The organism is Mesorhizobium sp. CA15 (assembly GCF_020165215.1).
Lineage (GTDB): Bacteria > Pseudomonadota > Alphaproteobacteria > Rhizobiales > Rhizobiaceae > Mesorhizobium.
Map to the genome: position 1 here is coordinate 209,807 of NZ_JAIUHQ010000005.1, position 17,901 is coordinate 227,707.

Sequence of the window (17,901 nt, forward strand, 5' to 3'; positions counted from 1 at the left end):
ATTTCAGGTCTATGGACCTGAAATCTGAATCCGCTTCTAAATCAAGGAATAGAGCACGACGTCCGAAAACCGCTTCACACTTTTCGGCATCATGCTCTAGCGGCTACTTCGAGAGCTGGATCACCTTATCGGCGCTGGTGACGATCACCCATTTGCCGCCGCGCTGCTCGATCGAGGCGACGCGGCTGGAATCCGGCAGGACGGAGCCGCGCTGCACGATCCACAGACCGGTATCGTCCTCGATCATGGCGCGGCCGTTGGCGACATGCACCATCTTGAATTCCGAAGCGGCGGCCGGGAAGGGCTGATCGCCGGGCGCCGGCGCGGGGTCGTCCTGCACCGTTCCGGTGGCAAACAGGTCGATATCGGCATTTGGAATGTCCTCGACCGTCAGCGGCCCGCTGCGTTCGGCCACAACGCCGCCGCCCTCGCGTCCGGAATTGCTGCCGCTGCCGCCGAACTTGATGGCCTGAACGCCGAACTGCTCCTGGTTGAAGAAGATGTACCAGGGAAACAGGGCGCAGATCAGCCCGAGCGTAATGCCGAGCGCGGCGATGACGAAATCGCTGCGGCGGTCCGCGCTCTTGTCGGCGAGGCGCGGGAACTGGGTTTTCGGCGGTTCCGGCCACTCGGTGCGGGGAAAAAGGCCATCGAGCAACGAATCGCGACTGGCCTGTGCAATGTCGGGGGTCGCCCTCGCGGGATGCGGCCTGTTGGCTCTGCTTGGAAGAGCCGTCACCTTCTCCGTCCTGGCGCGCGCGGCTCTGTTCCTGGCAATTCTTGCTTCATCGGCAGCGGCTTTCTCCGCCGCCTCGGCCTCGGCAAGCATGTCGCGCAACATGCGCTCGGTGTATCGGAGCTCAGTCTCCTTGATCGCCATTCAGCTTCCCCTTGAGGTGGCGGGCGAGATCGGCGAACGGATCGGCCGATGCGCGGTCTCTCGGCGATTGCGAGAGCGCCTCGTAGATCAGCGGCACCTGGCGCACCGCGATGTCGAGCTCGGCATCGGCGCCGCTCTGGTAAGCGCCCAGCAGACGGATGTCGCGCGTGTCCTCGAAGCGCGCGATCATCGATTTCAGCCTTGTCACCAGCATGCGCTGCTCCGCGCTCCAAGCCTTGTCGGCGAGGCGCGAGATCGACGACAGCGGATTGACCGGCGGGTAACGACCCTGCTCGGCAAGTGCGCGGTCGAGCACGACATGACCGTCGAGGATGCCGCGCACCGAATCGGCGACCGGATCGTTATGGTCGTCGCCGTCGACCAGCACGGAAATGATGGCGGTGATCGAACCCTTGCCTTCAGCCCCCGGCCCGGCTCGCTCGAGCAGCTTCGGCAGGTCGGTGAACACCGACGCCGGATAGCCGCGCGCGACCGGCGGCTCGCCGGTCCCCGTCGCCACCTCACGCAGCGCATGGGCGAAGCGGGTGATGGAATCCAGCACCAGCAGCACGCGATGGCCCTCGTCGCGGAAATGCTCTGCCACGCACATGGCTGTATCGGGCGCGCGCCGGCGCAGCATGGCGCTTTCGTCGCTGGTGGCGACGACGGCGACGGTCTTGGCCATGCTCTGGGCGCCGATCGTATCCTCGAGGAATTCGCGCACCTCGCGGCCGCGCTCGCCGATCAGCGCCACGACCACCGTATCGAAGGCCTCGGCGCCGGCCAGCATCGCAAGCAGCGTCGACTTGCCGACGCCGGAGCCGGCGAAGATGCCTAAACGCTGGCCGAAGCAGAGCGGGGTGAAGATGTCTATGACCCTGACGCCGGTGAGGAAGCCGGTGCCGACGCGCTGACGTGCCAAGGCGCCGGGCGTCGCCCCGTCCGCAGCACCGGCGGTATTGGGCCTGATCAGCGGCGGTCCGCCGTCGATGACCCGCGTCAAGGCATCGATGGCGCGCCCGCGCCAGGAGACATGCGGAGTGACCGCGAGCGGGCCGCGGCGGAAGACGGCGTCGCCGATTCCGGCATCGGCGCTGCGTTCGAAAGGCGCGACCACCACCTCGTCGCTGCCGATCTTGACGATCTCGCCGCGTCGCGCGCCGGCCTTGCCGCGCTGCTCGACGATGTCGCCGAGCCGGGCAATTCCAGACAGGCCGCGGACCTTGTAATGCGTCGGCGAGATCTCGACGACGCGGCCGCCGCGTGAAAGCAGCGCCTGCGGATCGTCGAACCGCCGCCAGACGCGTTCGAGCGCGGCCAGCCTGTCGGTCCGTCCGGTATCCGGCGGGCTGTCGGAAGCGCGCAACAGGGACGAGCCGGTCGTCATGCCGTCACTTCGAGCCGAGCGTCTTGATCGCGTCGTCGGTGGAGGAATCGGTCTGCCGCATCAGCGCCGCCGTGTTCTCGAAAGCGCGCTGCACCTGGATCAGCCGAGTCATTTCCAGCACCGGGTTGACGTTCGACTCTTCCAGAAACCCTTGGGCGATACCGACGTCCGAGCGGTCGGTGACGGGTTCGGGCGTGCGCGCCGGAACGACACCCGAATTGCCATAGCGGACGAAATTCTCGCCGGGGTCGAAATTGTAGAGGCCGATCGCGCCGACCAGCTGATCGTTCTGCCTGAGCGAGCCGTCGGCGCCCGCCTTGGGCGGGCCGTTGCGCGGATCGAGCTGGATCGGGGCGCCGCCGCCGTCCAGGACGGGGTAGCCTTCTATCGACATCAATTCGCCGTTCTCGTTCATGGAGAAGCGGCCGTCGCGCGTCATCACCGTGCCGGCGGGCGTCTCGATGGCGAACCAGGCGTCGCCCTGGACGGCGAAGTCGAACGGGTTGCCGGTTTCGGTCAGCGCGCCATGCGCGCCGGAAAGATAGGTCTTGCCGGAGGAGGCGAAGGAAACGGACTTCGGCCCGGTGCCCGAAACCACGTCCTCGAACTTCACGCCGGTGGCGCGAAAGCCGATTGTCGAGGCGTTGGCGACGTTGTCGGCGATGGTGTCGAGACGGCGCTCGAGCGCGATCTGCGAGGAAAGGGCGACGTAAAGGCTATCCTGCATGATCTTCTCAGAACTTCAACTGCTGCATGGCCATCATCAGGTCGGTGGATATGCCGACACTGGTCGGCTGCGCGAAGAGCACGCTGACCGACGTCACCGCTGTCGAGGTGGGGTGGTTGATCTCGTACATGCTGGTGAAGCGGGTCAGGAATTTGCTGAGCTTCTCGGGGTCGGTGAAGTCTTTGATGTCGAGCTTCTGCTCGAACAGCTGCGCCTGCTTGTCGATGTCGGCGGTAGCGAAGGAATCGGGCAGGCCGAGCGCGGTACGCGCCAAGCTGGCCAAAGCGGTGTCGGCCAGCACGTCGTACCAGCTGGTGATGTCCGGCGCCTTGCGTTGGAAATAGAGCGCCAGCCGCACGCCCTCGTTGGTCTGGCCGGCGTCCTCTTCCAAGGTCTGGCGCAGGTATTTGTCGACGGTCGGCTGCTGCGCTGGAACATAGGTGGTGGCATTTGCGCCGTACTGCTCGAAGTTGAGGGCCGAGGCCAGCCCGGCATAGGCCTTGTTGGTCTGCTTGTTGGCAACGCTGTCCGGATCGCGCACACCGCCCTCAAGGACCTGCCTGATCAGGCCCTTGTCTTCGGTGGCGGAGTCGAGACCGAATGCGGCCAGCGCGTAGGTGTAGAGCCGGTCGTTCGACATCAGGTCGTCGACCGATTTCACCTTGGTGATGTTGGCGAGATAATATGTCGTCTCGCCCTTCACATAGTCCGAATCCGGGTCGAGACCGGCGATCTCAGCCTGCATTGCGTAATTCTTCGTGACCAGCTGCTGCGCCGGATTGTAGACCGTCGCATCGGCGCCATCCGCCGCGAAGTTGAAAGCGCGGACGAATTGGGCGTAGCGCTTGTCGGTCAGCTTGTTGGCGAAGCTGTTGGGATCGGAGACGCCTTCCTTGAGCGCCTTGACCATGAAGGCTTTGGCATAGTCCATGTTCTCCAGCCCGTAAGCCTTCATGGCGTATTTGAACAGGCGGTCGTTTTTGACGAAATCGTCGATCGATTTCACCTTAGTGATGTTGGCCAGATAGTATTGGGTGTCGCGATCGACCGTCGGCTGCTGCTCGATGCGGGCGATAGACTTGGGGATGTCTTTGGCGATCAACTGGTAGCTGAGGTAGGTACTAAGCAAAGGGCGTGCCTCCGGCCGAAGCTATCCCCGCACAATAGCGTCACTTCCTTGCGCGAAGCTGAATCGCTTCCGATGCCTGCGATTCAAGCCTCACACAAGGCACGAGGACTATCCCTGATCCACGATGTGACATGCGGAAGGACCTGTCGTGGGCATTCTGATCGGACTTGTGGTGACGCTCGGCTGCGTTCTCGGCGGCTTCATGGCCATGGGCGGCCATCTGCATGTGCTGCTGCAGCCGTGGGAAGCGGTGGTGATCTGCGGCGCCGCGCTCGGCACCTTCCTCGTCGCCAATCCGATGAAGACGGTCAAGGATACCGGCAAGGGCATTCTCGAAGCCTTCAAGCAGGCGGTGCCGAAGGAGCGCGACTACCTCGAGACGCTGGGCGTCCTGCACAGCCTGATGCGCGAGCTGCGCTCGAAGTCGCGCAGCGAGGTCGAGGCGCATATCGACAATCCGGAGGAGTCGGCCATCTTCCAGGCCTTCCCGACCGTGCTGAAGAACCACGACCTGACCCATTTCATCTGCGACTACTGCCGCATCATCATCATCGGCAACGCCCGCTCGCATGAGATCGAGGCGCTGATGGACGAGGAGATCCAGACGATCCGTACCGACAAGCTGAAGGCCTATCACGCGATGGTCGCGGTCGGCGACGGCCTGCCGGCGCTGGGCATCGTCGCGGCCGTGCTCGGCGTGGTGAAGGCGATGGGTGCGCTGGACCAGTCGCCGGAAATCCTCGGCGGCCTGATCGGCGCGGCACTCGTTGGAACCTTCCTCGGCATCTTTCTGTCCTATGCTGTGGTCGGTCCGGTGGCCACCAAGATCAAGACGGTGCGCGAAAAGAAGAACCGCCTCTACATCATCGTCAAACAGACGCTGCTTGCGTATATGAATGGCGCCCTGCCGCAGGTGGCGATCGAATTCGGCCGCAAGACCATATCCTCTTACGAACGTCCGACGATCGATGCGGTGGAGCAGAGCACCATGAACGCCGGCACCGCCGAGAAGAAGGCGGCCTGAGCATGCTCCATCCCAGACAGGGCCGCCTGCCGTCATGACCAGTCCGGCCAGTCCGTCAGAAACGCGGGCCTTGATCATCGAGCGGCTCGTCGGCGACAGCGGCGAGGCGGCGCAGGTGATCGGCGTCGGCCGCGGCATGGCCGAGCGGGCGCTGCCGTTGCTGCAGAAGGCGCTTGTCGCAGAACTCGGCGCGGCGGTGACCGTCGATCTGCAAGTGGTAGAGGTCGGCCGCGTTCCAGAGGCGCGTTCGCGCGCCGGCGATGCCTTCGCGCTGACCATCGTGTCTTCGCCGGCCTCGGCCGACGCTATGACGCTGGTGATGGATGCGCATGCGGTGGCCGTCATGGTGAGCGCGCTGTTCGGCGGCGATCCTGACCAGCCGGTGGCGCCGATCGAGCGCGACCTGTCGCAGATCGAGGCCGATGTCGCGACCATGGTGTTCCAGGAGGTCGCGGCGGCGCTCAACGGATCCGGCAAGCGCTCGCTCGAGCTGCGCCTGCCGGTGCCAAAGGCGACGTCTGGCGGCGAAGCGAGGCGGCGCGTGCTGCGCGACGGCGCCGCGGTCCGCATCGTGTTCGGTGTCTCCACGCCGACCGATACCGGCACCATCACGGTGATGATTCCGCAGCGCGTCCTTCTGTCTACGCGCGGAGCCACCGCCAGAACCGAAGAAGGCGAAGCCAGTGAATTCGACTGGCGGGCCCGCTTCTCCGAAGAGGTGATGCGCTCGACCGTCCGGCTCGAAGCGACGATGCCGCTTGCCCGGCTGACGCTCGGCGACCTCGCCGCGTTCGAGCCCGGCCAGGTGATCGAATTGGAGGAGAACGCCCAGCTCAACGCCAGGCTCAGCGCCCGCGACAAGACACTGTTTGTCTGCGAGTTCGGCAAGCTGGGGCAGAACTACACCGTCCGCATCAGCCATCCGCATGATGCCGGGCAGGATTTCATCGACGGACTGTTGCCGGGCTGACGCCAGGCACGGGATTCATGGAGACGACAGATGGCAAAAACCAAGGTGGAAGCCGAACCCGATCAGCCCGACGAACAGCTCGACCGCGCCATCGAGGAACTGCGCGGCGTGCTGCGGGAAGAGGAAAAGCGCCCGGATGGGGCGCTGTATTCGGGTGCCAATTCCTCGATCATCATGACCATTCCGGTCGACGTGCAGATCATCCTCGGCAGCACGGAGATGCCCGTGTCGGAGCTGATGGCGCTGCAAAAGGGTTCCACCGTCGCGCTCAACCGCCGCATCGGCGAGCCGGTCGACGTCGTGGTCAATGGCCGCAGAATAGCGCGCGGCGAGATCACGGTGCTGGAAAGCGATCCGACGCGTTTCGGTATCCGGCTCACCGAAATCATCGCCGCGACGAAGAGCGCCTGAGAATGGCCGGCGGGCGGACCAATCGGCAGCGAGGACAACACGTATGACGACGGCATTGGCGCTCACACGTCCGCAAAAGGCGGCGGCCATATTGGTGGCCATGGGCAAGCCCGCCGCCAGCCGCCTGCTCAAATTCTTCAAGCAGGATGAGCTGAAGGCGCTGATCGAGGGCGCGCGTCTCCTACGCACCATTCCGCAGGCCGATCTGGAACGCATCGTCGCCGAGTTCGAAGCCGAGTTCACCGAGGGCGCCGGCCTGCTCGATTCAGCCGACCGGATGGACACGATCCTCAACGAATCGCTTTCGCCCGAGGAAATGAGCGCCATCATGGGCGACAAGAAGTTCGAGCCTGTCCCGGAAGGACCTGCGCCGATATGGCCGGACCTCGAGAAGCTCGAGCCGTCGCGTCTCGGCTCCTTCCTTGCGGGCGAGCATCCGCAGACATCGGCCATGGTGCTGTCGAAGCTTGCGCCGCAGACAGCCGCCAACGTGCTGCTCACCATGGAAAAACCGATGCGCAGCCAGATCATCAAGCGCATGGTGACAATGGCCAACATCCCGGACGCGGCATCGCGGATCGTCGAGAACCAGCTGCGCGTGAGCGTGCTGTCGCAGAAGGCCAGCCGGGACACCACTGCCGGCCAGGAGCGCGTCGCCAGCATGCTCAATGAAATGGCGAAGCCGGAACTGGACGACCTTATGCAGGACCTGGAGGAAGCCGGCACGCCAGATCTCGCCGGCGTCAGGTCGCGGCTGTTCGCCTTCGACGATCTGCCGCTGCTGCCGCAGAAAGCCCGGGTTCTGCTGTTCGACGGATTGTCGACGGAGCTCGTCACGCTGGCGCTGCGCGGCGCGCCGCCGGAACTCGCCGAATCGGTGCTCTCGGCGATCGGCGCACGCTCCCGCCGCATGATCGAATCCGAGCTCGGACAAGGATCGGAAGGCATTGCCCTTGCCGACATCATGGCGGCGCGCAAGAGCATATCGGTCGCCGCCATCCGGCTGTCGCGCGAAGGGGCTTTCGAGCTGCCCTCGACGCAGACCGCCACCGCCGAAGCCGCCTGACGATCATAGCCCGGTCAGGACGCCATGGCTGAAGCGGTCGACAAGGATTCCAAAACAGAGGAAGCCACAGAAAAGAAGATCCGCGACACGATCGAACAGGGCAAGCTGCCCCATTCGCGTGAGACCGCGATCTTTGCCTCCTTCCTCGCCATACTGGTTTTCGCCGTCTTCTACGCCAAGGACGCGATCGTCGATCTCGGCATGTTCCTGTCGACGTTCCTGGAAAAGCCGGAAGCCTGGCCGATGGACACCGAGACCGACGTCATCTCGCTCTACAAGCAGGTCTTGGTCGAGATCGGCGGCGCCGTCGTCAGCCTGCTGGTGCTGCTGACGGTTGCCGGCATCGGCGCCTCGGTGTTCCAGAACATGCCGCAAATCGTCGGCGAGCGGATCAGGCCGCAGCTGTCGCGCATCTCGATCGCCAAGGGCTGGAGCCGGATGTTCGGCGTGCAGGGCTGGGTCGAATTCCTGAGATCGCTGGCCAAACTCGGCTTCGCTATCGCGGTGTTGACCTTCACGCTCTCGGAAGATCATCGCAAGCTCCTCGCCGGCATGATCACCAATCCGGCCTCGTTCGGCCTGGTCATACGCGGCATCTTCGTCGACATATTGGTGGCGATCGTCTTCGTCATGGGGCTGATCGCGGTGGTCGACATCGTCTGGTCGCGTTTCCACTGGCGGCGCGACCTGCGCATGACCAAGCAGGAAGTCAAGGACGAGCTGAAGCAGTCGGAAGGCGATCCGATCGTCAAGTCGCGGCTGCGCTCGCTGGCGCGCGACCGGGCGCGCAAACGCATGATGACGGCCGTGCCGCGCGCCACGCTGGTGATCGCCAATCCGACGCACTATTCGATCGCGCTGAAATATGTGCGCGAGGAGGATTCCGCGCCAATCGTGCTGGCCAAGGGACAGGACCTGGTGGCGCTCAAGATCCGTGAGATCGCCAGGGAGAACAACATCCCGATCTTCGAGGACGTGGCGCTAGCGCGCTCCATGTACAAGCAAGTTTCGGTTGATAGCGTGATCCCGTCGCAATTCTACCAGGCGGTCGCCGAGTTGGTGCGGATCGTCTACTCGAAGAAGGCAGCGCGAAAAGCAACCCAATGAACGGACGCCGCTAACCCATGGACCGGCAACCACACGCCAATTCCCGCGAGCTGATCGTCGCCAGCGCCATCGAGCCCGTGGTGGGCGAATTGAGGCTCATCGACGTTGCCGACTATATCGCCTTCATCCGGCTTGAGCATTTCGCCTGCCTCTCGGACCTGGTGGATTCGGCGGCCGAGCTCTACTTCCGGCCGGGCATGCTGCGGCTCGGCCATGGCGGCGAGGCGCATGTCGACTGGAGCGGCAGCCCGCGCATCGTGCTCGACCTCGAGCTTCGGCCGCGCGGCGTGACGGTCTATTTCCAGCTTACGCTGATCGAGCACGAGGCAGCCGTGACGGTCAACTACGTGTCGTTCGAGAAGCCTGGCGAGACGCCCGAGCACAACACGGCCTTGCTCGAGGACGCGATCGAAGAGGCTCGCATCCGCAGGACCGAGCCGCTGGCATTCCCCTGAGATTGATAGCAGGCGAGCCAACCTAAAGCGCGTCGCAATCTTTTGGATTCGCTCTCTGCGCTTTAGGCTTTTGATTTTGCGCATGTCTTTGCCCCGAAACCGGTTCCCACTTTCGGGAGACATGCTTTAGCCGCGGCACGTTCAGCGCCGCAGGCGTGACGTCACTCGATCAAGCCGAGCCGCAACGCCTTGGCGACCGCCTGGTTGCGGTTGACCGCGTTGAGCTTCTGCGTCGACTGGGTGAGGTACTGGTTGGCGGTATGCACCGAGAGCTTGAGGAGCTTGGCGATCTCCTCGCTGGTGTTGCCGTTGGCGGTCAGCTTCAGGCATTCCAGCTCGCGCTTGGAGATCGAACGCGCCCTGCCGGTGTCGCCGGGGCGGATGCGGGCAACCGCCGCGAAAAGCGCGAAGGAGCGGGCGTGGATCTCGCACAGCGTTTCGTCGGACAGCGCAATCTCCGAGCCGAGAAAGACGACCAGCCCGCATTGGCCGCGATCGGCATGCACCGGAAAGGCGATGCCGTTGGTGCCGGGCGCCAGCGGCGTGGTCGGCTCGGCCCAGGCGAGCGAGTGGAAGACCTGCCGCGATCCGGCGCTGCCGTCGTCGGCCCACCAGCGCGGCGCCGTCGAGAGCCGGCTGTGGCGCACCATGTCCTCGCCATTGGCGCCGGAGATGAATTTGGTCGCGACAGCGGTGCCGGGATAGTCGGAATCGAAACACGCCACGAGACGCGCGCGCTCGGGCGAGGGGCTGACGAAATAGAGACCGAAGGCCGAGGCATTGATATCGACGGCGATCCAGCGGCAGCGACGCACGGCATCCGGAATGGTGACCGCTTGATGGGTCTCCGAGCCGAGCGAGAAGGCGCCGAACGGATTGCGCTGATCGTTGAAAAGGGCGGCGGCCGCCTCTTTGACCTGTGCGTGCTTCAAATGATGCCGCTCCTGATCGCGGTCGCGATCGCCATCGCGCGGTTGCTGGCCGCGAACTTCTGGATAGCGTGCGTGATGTAGCTGTTGACGGTGTTCGACGAGACACCGAGGATGACGGCCACCTCATCGGTGGTCTTGCCTTCCGAAACCCAGAACAGACATTCGCGCTCGCGGTCCGACAGCGGGTCCTGCATGGATGCCGCCGCGATCAGCTGCGGAATGCTGGAAAGCGCATAACAGCATTTGATCTGCGCCTTCATCAGGGCGGCCAGGTCGATCCTGCCTGCCTCGGCAGCCGAGAACAGCACGAACAGGCGCTGCCGGCCGACATTGAGCCGCAGCGAATAGATTTCGGCGTGACCGAGCACGTCGAGCAGGCGGGCTTCCTCGCCGTTCAGCAACGCACCGGCGTCGGGCGCGTGCGCCGCCACCAACGGCTTCGGGCGTACGCCCGGCGCCACGGTCAAGGGGCCTAGCGCCAAATTGGCGATCAGCCTTTTGCCGATCAGCTCGATGGCGTCGAAGATCCAGTTGGAGGAGACGATGCGCGCATCGTTACGGTCCTGGTCGTGCACGATGGCGACCAGCATGTAGCTGTCGGCGCCGATATCGGCGGCGAGCTGCATGAAGAAGCTGGTGAGATCGCCGCGCGACGTCAGGCGCGAGCCTGAAGCGTCGGGTTGGAGAAGCGCGGCGGGACTGCTCATTTTAATTCTTGGATTCTTGCCGGAATCGATCCTTGTGCCCGGTGCTGGCGAAGCCAACGGCCGGACCCGAAACGCGTCACGTTTACGAAGACACACTCACGGGCGCGAACGGCGCCCAACCGCGCCGAATCCTTCTAGGGAACGCGAAACCGTCCGCGTCTGGTGCCGGCCTGGCGCCGGACTCGAGACTTTGGGTGGTCGCCGCGCCCCCATGGACCGGCTGATTCGGGTCTAATCTACCCGCAGATGAATCTGACATCAAACGCGATTTGACAAAATCGATTCCGATGGACTCGCATTGCGACTCAGCAGCCGGTCTTCGCGTTATTTGGCGGTAGTTCAAAGCTGAATTGAGCCGATGATTTCGAGGCGAAGTCGTAAAAAAATACGCCCCCGGTTGCATCCGGGAGCGTATGGCCTTGAACAGGAGATAGCTTAGCGATCCTCGAAGCCGGTCAGCACGCCGACAGCGTTGATGCCGATCTCTTCCACGGCGTAGCCGCCTTCCATGACGAACAACGTCGGCAGGCCGAGCTTGGCGATACGGCGACCGATCTTGGGATAGTCGACGCTCTTCAGCTTGAACTGGCTGATCGGGTCCTTCTCGAAAGTGTCGACGCCGAGCGAGACGATGACGACATCGGGGGCGTAGGCCGTGAGCTTGGCGCAGGCGTTCTCCAGCGACGCGCTCCAGCCGTCCCAATCGGTGCCGAAAGGCATCGGGTAATTGATGTTGAAGCCTTCGCCTTCGCCTTCGCCGCGCTCGTCGGCATGGCCAAGGAAGAACGGATACTCGACCATCGGATCACCATGAAGGTTGAGCACCTGGACGTCGCCGCGGCGATAGAAGATTTCCTGCGTGCCGTTGCCGTGATGGTAATCGACATCGAGGATTGAAACGCGCTTGGCGCCGTGGTCGCGGAACCACTGCGCGACGACGGCGGCGTTGTTGATGAAACAGTAGCCGCCCATAAAGGCAGCGCCGGCATGATGACCGGGCGGGCGGCAAAGCGCGAAGGCGCTGCGCTCGCCGTCCTTGACCAAAGCGGCGGCGGTCAGCGCCACATCATAGGACGACTTGATCGCCGCCCAGGTGCCTTCGACGAAGGTGGCGCCGGCGTCGAAGGAATAATAGCCGAGCAAGGCATCGACGCGCTTCGGCGGCACATCGCCGCGCAGGCCGCGCGTCGGCCAGGTGAATCCCATCGCCGATCCCGTGAAGCCGGCGGCGACCCATTGCGGCCACACCGTCGGCAGGAAGTCGATGTAGTGAGCCTCATGCACACGCTTTGCGGCGGCGAGGTCATGCTCGGCCGGTCCGATGATCGGCCCGAGCTTCTCGCTCTCAACCCGCGCCTTGATGAATTGCGCCCGCGACGGCTTCTCGAAACCCGGCACGATCGCCGACGTAACCAGTTCCATCTGGCCTGAATGGCCGGCATGAAGTGGCGAATAGACAGTTTTCATGGAAACTCCCTTGGAAGTGCGAAATCGATTGGAAGTACGAAATCACTCGAGATTGAGATGGGGGCTGACCAGGGCGAGCCACATGGTTTCCACATCGTCCTCGATGAGGTCGTAGGTCCTGCGGTCTCTCTTCAGCCCGACAAGCCGGCAGACATGGCCGACTTCCATCATCAGCACGCCGAGCCGACTGGCGATCTTGTCCTCAAGCGCCGGATTCACATGCCGCAGCCACGCGGCGTAAAGGGCGACGATCTCTTTGTCGTATTCGTCCTGGATAGGCCTCAGGTCGGCGTTGCCGGATATTGCCTCGATCACCGGCATCAGCGTGGCGTTTTCGAGATAGAGCCTCGATGTGTCGGCGAAGAGCTTGCGCACCTCGCGCCGAAACTCGTCACGGTTGGTCGGCCGAGGGACGTTGATGCGTTTCCGGATCACCTCGGGAAAAGACGACAGCCAGCGCCGGGCCAGGTCCAGAAGAATGGCTTCCTTGTTGGGAAAGTACTGATAGACGGAACCGACCGACAGGCCCGCGCGCTGCGCGATGGCGAGCGTCGTCGGCGTTCTGGTTCCTTGCTCTCGCGTCAGGATCAGGGCCGCATCGAGAATCCTGTCGACCACCTTGCTTGACCGTTGCTGCCGCGGCTGCTTGCGCGGTTCGAGCGCTATCCTGGTCTTGCGGTCGAGACTGCGCTTCACTGCTTGTTGCCCCCGTTCCCCGCTCGGCCTCGCCATCGGCGCGCGGTGCAGTCCACAGTACATTCTAAATCCGGCATGTTGACAAACGCGAATAATCAGTCGCATTCTTTATCCACGCTGTCTTCCACGATAACAAGGGGAATTTCGAAGACGGCGCATCGGCATCGATTTGTCCCACGGCGCTGTCCATGTGGAGCGGCGGCTCGTTGGATCTGGCGTTGCCGGTCCCTCAGCAAAATGTGGAGTCGCGATGTCGGTTGCGGATGGTGGTGCGGATCTTGTGGTCGTCAACGGCCGCGTGCTGACCATGGACAATGACAATCCCGCTGCCGAGGCCGTTGCCGTCAAAGACGGCGCCATCATCGCCATTGGCAGCCGCGCTTCCATCGAGGAGCTCAAAGGTCCGACGACAAAGGTCGTCGATGCACAGGGCGGCTCCGTTCTGCCGGGCTTCATCGAGGCGCATATGCATCTGTTCGGCGGCGCGGCCGAGCTCGACAATCTGCATCTGGCGGGTGTGCACGGCTTCGAGGCGCTGCGCGACGCGATCCAGGACTTCGCGGCCAAACGCCCGGACGCCAGGCTGCTGATCGGCGCCGGGGTCGACTACGCCATCCTGCCGGAGCCGGTGACGCGCCACGATCTCGACCGCATCATTCCCGACCGCCCCTTCGCCATGTCGGCTTCGGACCACCACACGATGTGGGCGAACACCAAGGCGCTGGAAGAGGCCGGCTTGCTCCAGGGTAGGCAGGTCGGACAGGGCAATGAGATCGTCATGGGCGCCGACGGGCTTGCCGCCGGCGAGCTGCGCGAAAGCGAGGCATTCGGACCGGTCCTCGACCATTACGGGGCGAGCCGGGCGCGGCTTGGCCTCGAGGGTGCCGAGCCGGATCCATATCCTTCGGAGAAGGAATTGGCGGCCGATCGCGATCTGATGCATCGCGGCCTTGAATGGTGCGCCAAGCATGGCATCACCTCGATCCAGAACATGGACGGCAATCTCTACCAGCTCGAGCTGCTGGCCGGGCTGGAAAAAGAGGGACGGCTGCTGTGCCGCACCAAAATCCCCTTCCACTTCAAGAATTTCATGAAGCTGGACATGCTGGAAAAAGCCTCGCGGATGGCCGCGACTTACAATTCCGAGTGGCTGTCGTCCGGCATGGTCAAGCTCTTCTATGACGGCGTGCTGGATTCCTGGACGGCGGTGATGGTCGACGACTATGCCGACCGGCCCGGATGGCGCGGCGAGCCGCTGTTTTCGCCCGAGCATTTCGCCGAGGTGGCGGTCGAGGCCGACAGGCGCGGCCTGCAGATTGCCGTGCACTCGATCGGCGACGGCGCCGTACGGGCGGTGCTCGACGGCTACCAGGCGGCGCTGAAGAAGAACGGTCGACGCGACAGCCGGCATCGCATCGAGCATATCGAGGTGATCACGGCTCCCGACGTGCCGCGCTTCGCCGAACTCGGTGTGCTGGCCTCGATGCAGCCGGCGCATCCGCCAGGCGCGCTGAACTTCCCAATGGAGCCGACGATCTCGCGCATCGGTCGCGACAAGTGGCCGTTGAGCTATGCCTGGCGCACCCTGAAAAACGCCGGCGCGCGCGTCGTCTTCGCGTCCGACTGGCCGGTTTCGCCGGTCGATCCGATCCTGTCCATCCAGGCGGCAGTAATGCGCAAACCTTGGGCAGAAGGCATGCCGGACCAGAGCTTCTCGTTGCGGGAGGCAATAGAGGGCTACACGGTGGAGGGCGCTTATGCGGAGTTCAACGAACATCGCAAGGGTCGCCTGAAGAAGGGCTACCTCGCCGATATCGTCGTCCTCTCGGCCGATATCGAGGCGACCGCGCCGGAAGCGTTGCACACCGTGCGTCCGGTGACCACCATCTGCGGAGGGAGGGTCACATACCAAGCCTAACGATGGCATAGGATTTGCTTAATTGAATAGGGGCTCGGATCGAGTCACTGCTCCGCAGTTGCCAAGCCCGCCGGCTTGTGGTGACAATCAAACAGGAACACACCTGCCGACAAGAGCAGGCGCTCTCAATGGGGTAATCGTGCCGGAACAACCGGGTAAGAACGCGATCGAAGTTCGCGGTGTTCGCAAGGTTTTCGGAACCGGCGAAAACCAGGTAGCCGCCCTCGACACGGTATCGGTGTCGATCCGCGAGAACGAGTTTTTCACACTGCTCGGCCCCTCCGGATGCGGAAAGACGACACTGCTGAGATTGATTGCCGGCTTCGATTTCCCAACCGCCGGCGAAATTCTGCTGCACGGCCAGGACATCGCGCCGCTGCCGCCCTACAAACGCCCGGTCAACACCGTCTTCCAAAGTTATGCGCTCTTCCCGCATATGACGGTGGCGCAGAATATCGGCTTCGGACTGGAGATGCTCGGCAAGCCGAAAGCCGAGATCGAGGCGCGCGTCGCTCAGATGCTGAAGCTGGTCAAGATGGAGGCGCTGAAGGCCCGCCGCACCAGCCAGATTTCAGGCGGCCAGCAGCAGCGCGTGGCGCTGGCCCGGGCGCTGGCGCCGCAGCCGAAAGTGCTCTTGCTCGACGAGCCGCTCTCGGCGCTGGACTACAAGCTGCGCAAGGAAATGCAGATCGAGCTGAAGCGGCTGCAGAACGAGACCGGCATCACCTTCATCTTCGTCACCCATGACCAGGAGGAAGCGCTGACCATGTCCGACCGCATCGCGGTGATGTCGGCCGGCAAGATCTTGCAGGTCGGCACGCCGCGCGACATCTATGACCGGCCTGCCGAACGCTTCGTCGCCGACTTCATCGGCGAAACGAATTTCCTGCCTGGCACGGTGGTGTCGAAGCAGGGCGGCGTGGCGACGGTCAAATTCGCCAGCAGCGCCACGATCAGTGCCGGCTATCCAGAAGGCTTCAATCCGACCGGCGAGGTGACGCTGGTGGTGCGTCCCGAGCATGCCGATCTGGTTCCCGATCCGACCAAGGGCACGATTACCGGCACGCTCTCCAACATCGTCTATTTCGGCACCGACACCCATTTCCACGTAAAACTCGACGGCGACGGCGAGAATTTCATCGTGCGCCACCAGAACAGCCGTTCGACCGCGGTGACGTACGAGACCGGCGCCAAGGTCGGCATCCAGTTCGAGGAGGACGCCGCCCGCGTCCTGAAAGACTGATGACGACAGCTGCTCTCTCCTCAGCCCCGCTCTCCAAGGCCGCGCTGTTTGAAGCCCAGGCGGTGAAAACCAGCGCGCGGCGCAACCGGCTCTTGTCACTTCCGGCGCTGATCATCATCGGCATTTTCGGCGTGCTGCCGCTTCTCATCATCTGCGTTTACTCGTTCCTCGTCGCTGCGCCTTATGGCGGCGTGCAGTGGCAGTTCTCGACCGACGCCTATCTGAACTTCCTGTTCCAGCGCGACATTTTCGACGACACGCTGCAGTTCACGCCGGACTTCCTGATCATCTATCTGCGCTCCTTCCTGTTCGCGGTGGTGACGACGATCATCTGCCTGCTGCTCGGCTTTCCGACCGCCTATTTCATGGCGACGCGGCCGCCGGCGCAGCGCAACTGGTGGGTGCTTCTGATTACCATCCCGTTCTGGTCGAACCTCCTGGTCCGCACGCTGGCGATCATGTTCATCATCCGCGACGAGGGCCTTGTCAACAATGCGCTTCTGGCGCTCGGCGTGATCGATAGGCCGATCACGATGCTCTACACCAACTTCGCCATCCAGCTCGGCCTGCTCTACGCCTTCCTGCCGTTCATGGTGCTGCCGCTCTATTCGAGCCTGGAGAAACTCGACTTCCGCCTGGTCGAGGCAGCCTACGATCTTTACGCGACGCGCCGGCAGGTGCTGTGGCGGGTGATCATCCCCCTGTCCAAGCCCGGCATCATCGCCGGCTGCCTGCTCGTCTTTATCCCGGCGCTCGGCGCTTATGTGACGCCGCTGATCCTGGGCGGCGGCGTGCACCTGATGATCGGCGATCTCATCGCGCAGCAATTCGGTTCGGGCCGCAACTGGCCGCTCGGCTGCGCGCAGGCGCTGATTCTGATGGCGGCGGTGCTGGTGGCGCTGTACTTCTATGTCCGCAACACGTCGGGGAAGGTGCAGCATGGCTGAGCCCCGCGTCATGGACATCAAGGACCAGCCGGGCTTCCGCTCGATCGCCATCATCTGCCTGCTGGTTCTGTATGTGCCGGTGCTGATCCTGATGATCTTCTCGTTGAACAGCGGCTCGCTGGTCACGCATTGGGAAGGCGTCACGCTCAAATGGTATGGCAGCGCATTCCTCAACGAGGAGTTCCACAGTGCTGCGAAAAACACGCTGATCATCTCGGTGACAGCGACGATCGTCTCGACCATCTGCGCGACACTTGCCGCGATCGGCATGACGCGTGTGAAGCCATGGCGCGGGCTCGCCGCGGCTTTCATGGTCATCAACCTGCCGCTGATGGTGCCGGAGATCATCACGGCGGTGGCGACGCTCTCGTTCTTCGCGCTGATCGCCGGCACGCTCGGGCTGAATTTCGGCATCGGCAATTTGATCCTCGCCCACACCGTGTTCTGTATCCCCTTCGCCTATATGCCGATCAGGGCGCGGCTCGAGGACATGGACCTGACGCTGGAATACGCGGCGGCAGATCTCTATGCGACGCCGTGGAACGCCTTCAAGCGCATCACGCTGCCGCTTTTGGTTCCCGGCATCATGTCGGGCGCGGCGCTGGCCTTCATCGTCTCCTTCGACGATTTCACCATCACGCAACTCGTCGCCGGCCCCGGCCAGACGACGCTGCCCCTCTACATCTGGAACCAGATCCGGCGGCCGATGACGCCGGAGATCAACGCCATCTCGACCATCTTGCTCCTGGTGTCGATCCTGTTCGTTTCGGTCTCGTTCCTGATCGCGCGGCGGCGAGCAAAATGATCCGCGAGCTCCAACACAACAATGGGAAGG

18 protein-coding genes are annotated in these 17,901 nt (G+C 63.5%); 10 read left to right on the forward strand and 8 right to left on the reverse strand.

Features of this window, described 5'->3' with window-relative positions; all coding sequences use genetic code 11:
• Positions 1 to 103: 103 nt before the first annotated feature.
• From LB515_RS12030 to LB515_RS12045, 4 genes are read right to left on the reverse strand one after another with little or no spacing between them, the layout of a single operon-like run.
• Positions 104 to 880, reverse strand: coding sequence for a hypothetical protein (locus LB515_RS12030; protein WP_224707843.1), 777 nt, complete (start codon positions 878 to 880; stop codon positions 104 to 106).
• Complete coding sequence (gene fliI, locus LB515_RS12035; RefSeq protein ID WP_224707844.1) at positions 861 to 2,267, reverse strand: flagellar protein export ATPase FliI; 1,407 nt, start codon at positions 2,265 to 2,267, stop codon at positions 861 to 863. The genes LB515_RS12030 and fliI overlap by 20 nt, the downstream gene beginning before the upstream one ends.
• Positions 2,268 to 2,271: 4 nt before the next feature.
• Positions 2,272 to 2,994, reverse strand: coding sequence for a flagellar basal-body rod protein FlgF (flgF, locus tag LB515_RS12040; protein WP_140688792.1), 723 nt, complete (start codon positions 2,992 to 2,994; stop codon positions 2,272 to 2,274).
• A 7-nt stretch (positions 2,995 to 3,001) separates the two neighbouring features.
• A complete protein-coding gene (locus LB515_RS12045) occupies positions 3,002 to 4,123 on the reverse strand; it encodes a DUF1217 domain-containing protein (RefSeq protein WP_224603453.1) in 1,122 nt (373 codons plus the stop codon).
• A gap of 148 nt (positions 4,124 to 4,271) precedes the next feature.
• Here LB515_RS12045 and motA point away from each other — a divergent pair, with 148 nt between their 5' ends.
• Genes motA through LB515_RS12075 form a run of 6 tightly spaced genes read left to right on the forward strand, consistent with a single transcriptional unit; the run spans position 4,272 to position 9,156 of the window.
• Positions 4,272 to 5,147, forward strand: coding sequence for a flagellar motor stator protein MotA (gene motA / locus LB515_RS12050; RefSeq protein WP_095766389.1), 876 nt, complete (start codon positions 4,272 to 4,274; stop codon positions 5,145 to 5,147).
• Positions 5,148 to 5,181: 34 nt separating this feature from the next.
• The gene (locus tag LB515_RS12055) at positions 5,182 to 6,117 is read left to right on the forward strand and encodes a FliM/FliN family flagellar motor switch protein (RefSeq protein ID WP_224707845.1); all 936 of its coding nucleotides are present in this window, start codon (positions 5,182 to 5,184) and stop codon (positions 6,115 to 6,117) included.
• Positions 6,118 to 6,147: 30 nt separating this feature from the next.
• Entirely contained in the window at positions 6,148 to 6,528 is a 381-nt protein-coding gene (gene fliN, locus LB515_RS12060) for a flagellar motor switch protein FliN (protein WP_140541755.1), read from the forward strand.
• 43 nt (positions 6,529 to 6,571) lie between these two features.
• Positions 6,572 to 7,594 (forward strand): flagellar motor switch protein FliG, encoded by a 1,023-nt coding sequence (locus LB515_RS12065; protein ID WP_224707846.1) that lies wholly within the window; start codon positions 6,572 to 6,574, stop codon positions 7,592 to 7,594.
• Between the two features lie 24 nt (positions 7,595 to 7,618).
• Entirely contained in the window at positions 7,619 to 8,701 is a 1,083-nt protein-coding gene (flhB, locus tag LB515_RS12070) for a flagellar biosynthesis protein FlhB (protein WP_095766393.1), read from the forward strand.
• A 17-nt stretch (positions 8,702 to 8,718) separates the two neighbouring features.
• A complete protein-coding gene (locus LB515_RS12075) occupies positions 8,719 to 9,156 on the forward strand; it encodes a hypothetical protein (RefSeq protein WP_095766394.1) in 438 nt (145 codons plus the stop codon).
• Positions 9,157 to 9,317: 161 nt separating this feature from the next.
• Here LB515_RS12075 and LB515_RS12080 read toward each other — a convergent pair whose 3' ends face one another.
• The 4 genes from LB515_RS12080 to LB515_RS12095 form a co-directional block, all read right to left on the reverse strand.
• Positions 9,318 to 10,088, reverse strand: a complete 771-nt coding sequence (locus LB515_RS12080) for a helix-turn-helix transcriptional regulator (protein WP_140541759.1) — start codon at positions 10,086 to 10,088, stop codon at positions 9,318 to 9,320.
• Positions 10,085 to 10,795 (reverse strand): helix-turn-helix transcriptional regulator, encoded by a 711-nt coding sequence (locus LB515_RS12085; RefSeq protein WP_140842032.1) that lies wholly within the window; start codon positions 10,793 to 10,795, stop codon positions 10,085 to 10,087. Before LB515_RS12085 ends, LB515_RS12080 begins: the two co-directional genes overlap by 4 nt.
• Before the next feature lie 435 nt (positions 10,796 to 11,230).
• A complete protein-coding gene (locus LB515_RS12090) occupies positions 11,231 to 12,262 on the reverse strand; it encodes a histone deacetylase family protein (RefSeq protein WP_224707847.1) in 1,032 nt (343 codons plus the stop codon).
• 42 nt (positions 12,263 to 12,304) lie between these two features.
• Positions 12,305 to 12,958 carry a TetR/AcrR family transcriptional regulator gene (locus LB515_RS12095; RefSeq protein WP_140689327.1) on the reverse strand — a complete coding sequence of 218 codons (654 nt, stop codon included), beginning with the start codon at positions 12,956 to 12,958 and terminating at the stop codon, positions 12,305 to 12,307.
• 250 nt (positions 12,959 to 13,208) lie between these two features.
• Here LB515_RS12095 and LB515_RS12100 point away from each other — a divergent pair, with 250 nt between their 5' ends.
• The 4 genes from LB515_RS12100 to LB515_RS12115 all read left to right on the forward strand — a co-directional run bounded on the left by LB515_RS12100 (position 13,209) and on the right by LB515_RS12115 (position 17,871).
• Complete coding sequence (locus LB515_RS12100) at positions 13,209 to 14,876, forward strand: amidohydrolase (protein ID WP_224707848.1); 1,668 nt, start codon at positions 13,209 to 13,211, stop codon at positions 14,874 to 14,876.
• 139 nt (positions 14,877 to 15,015) lie between these two features.
• Positions 15,016 to 16,119, forward strand: coding sequence for an ABC transporter ATP-binding protein (locus LB515_RS12105; RefSeq protein ID WP_224707849.1), 1,104 nt, complete (start codon positions 15,016 to 15,018; stop codon positions 16,117 to 16,119).
• Positions 16,119 to 17,066 carry an ABC transporter permease gene (locus tag LB515_RS12110; RefSeq protein ID WP_224707850.1) on the forward strand — a complete coding sequence of 316 codons (948 nt, stop codon included), beginning with the start codon at positions 16,119 to 16,121 and terminating at the stop codon, positions 17,064 to 17,066. Before LB515_RS12105 ends, LB515_RS12110 begins: the two co-directional genes overlap by 1 nt.
• The gene (locus LB515_RS12115; protein WP_224603474.1) at positions 17,059 to 17,871 is read left to right on the forward strand and encodes an ABC transporter permease; all 813 of its coding nucleotides are present in this window, start codon (positions 17,059 to 17,061) and stop codon (positions 17,869 to 17,871) included. Before LB515_RS12110 ends, LB515_RS12115 begins: the two co-directional genes overlap by 8 nt.
• The last annotated feature ends 30 nt before the right edge of the window (positions 17,872 to 17,901 follow it).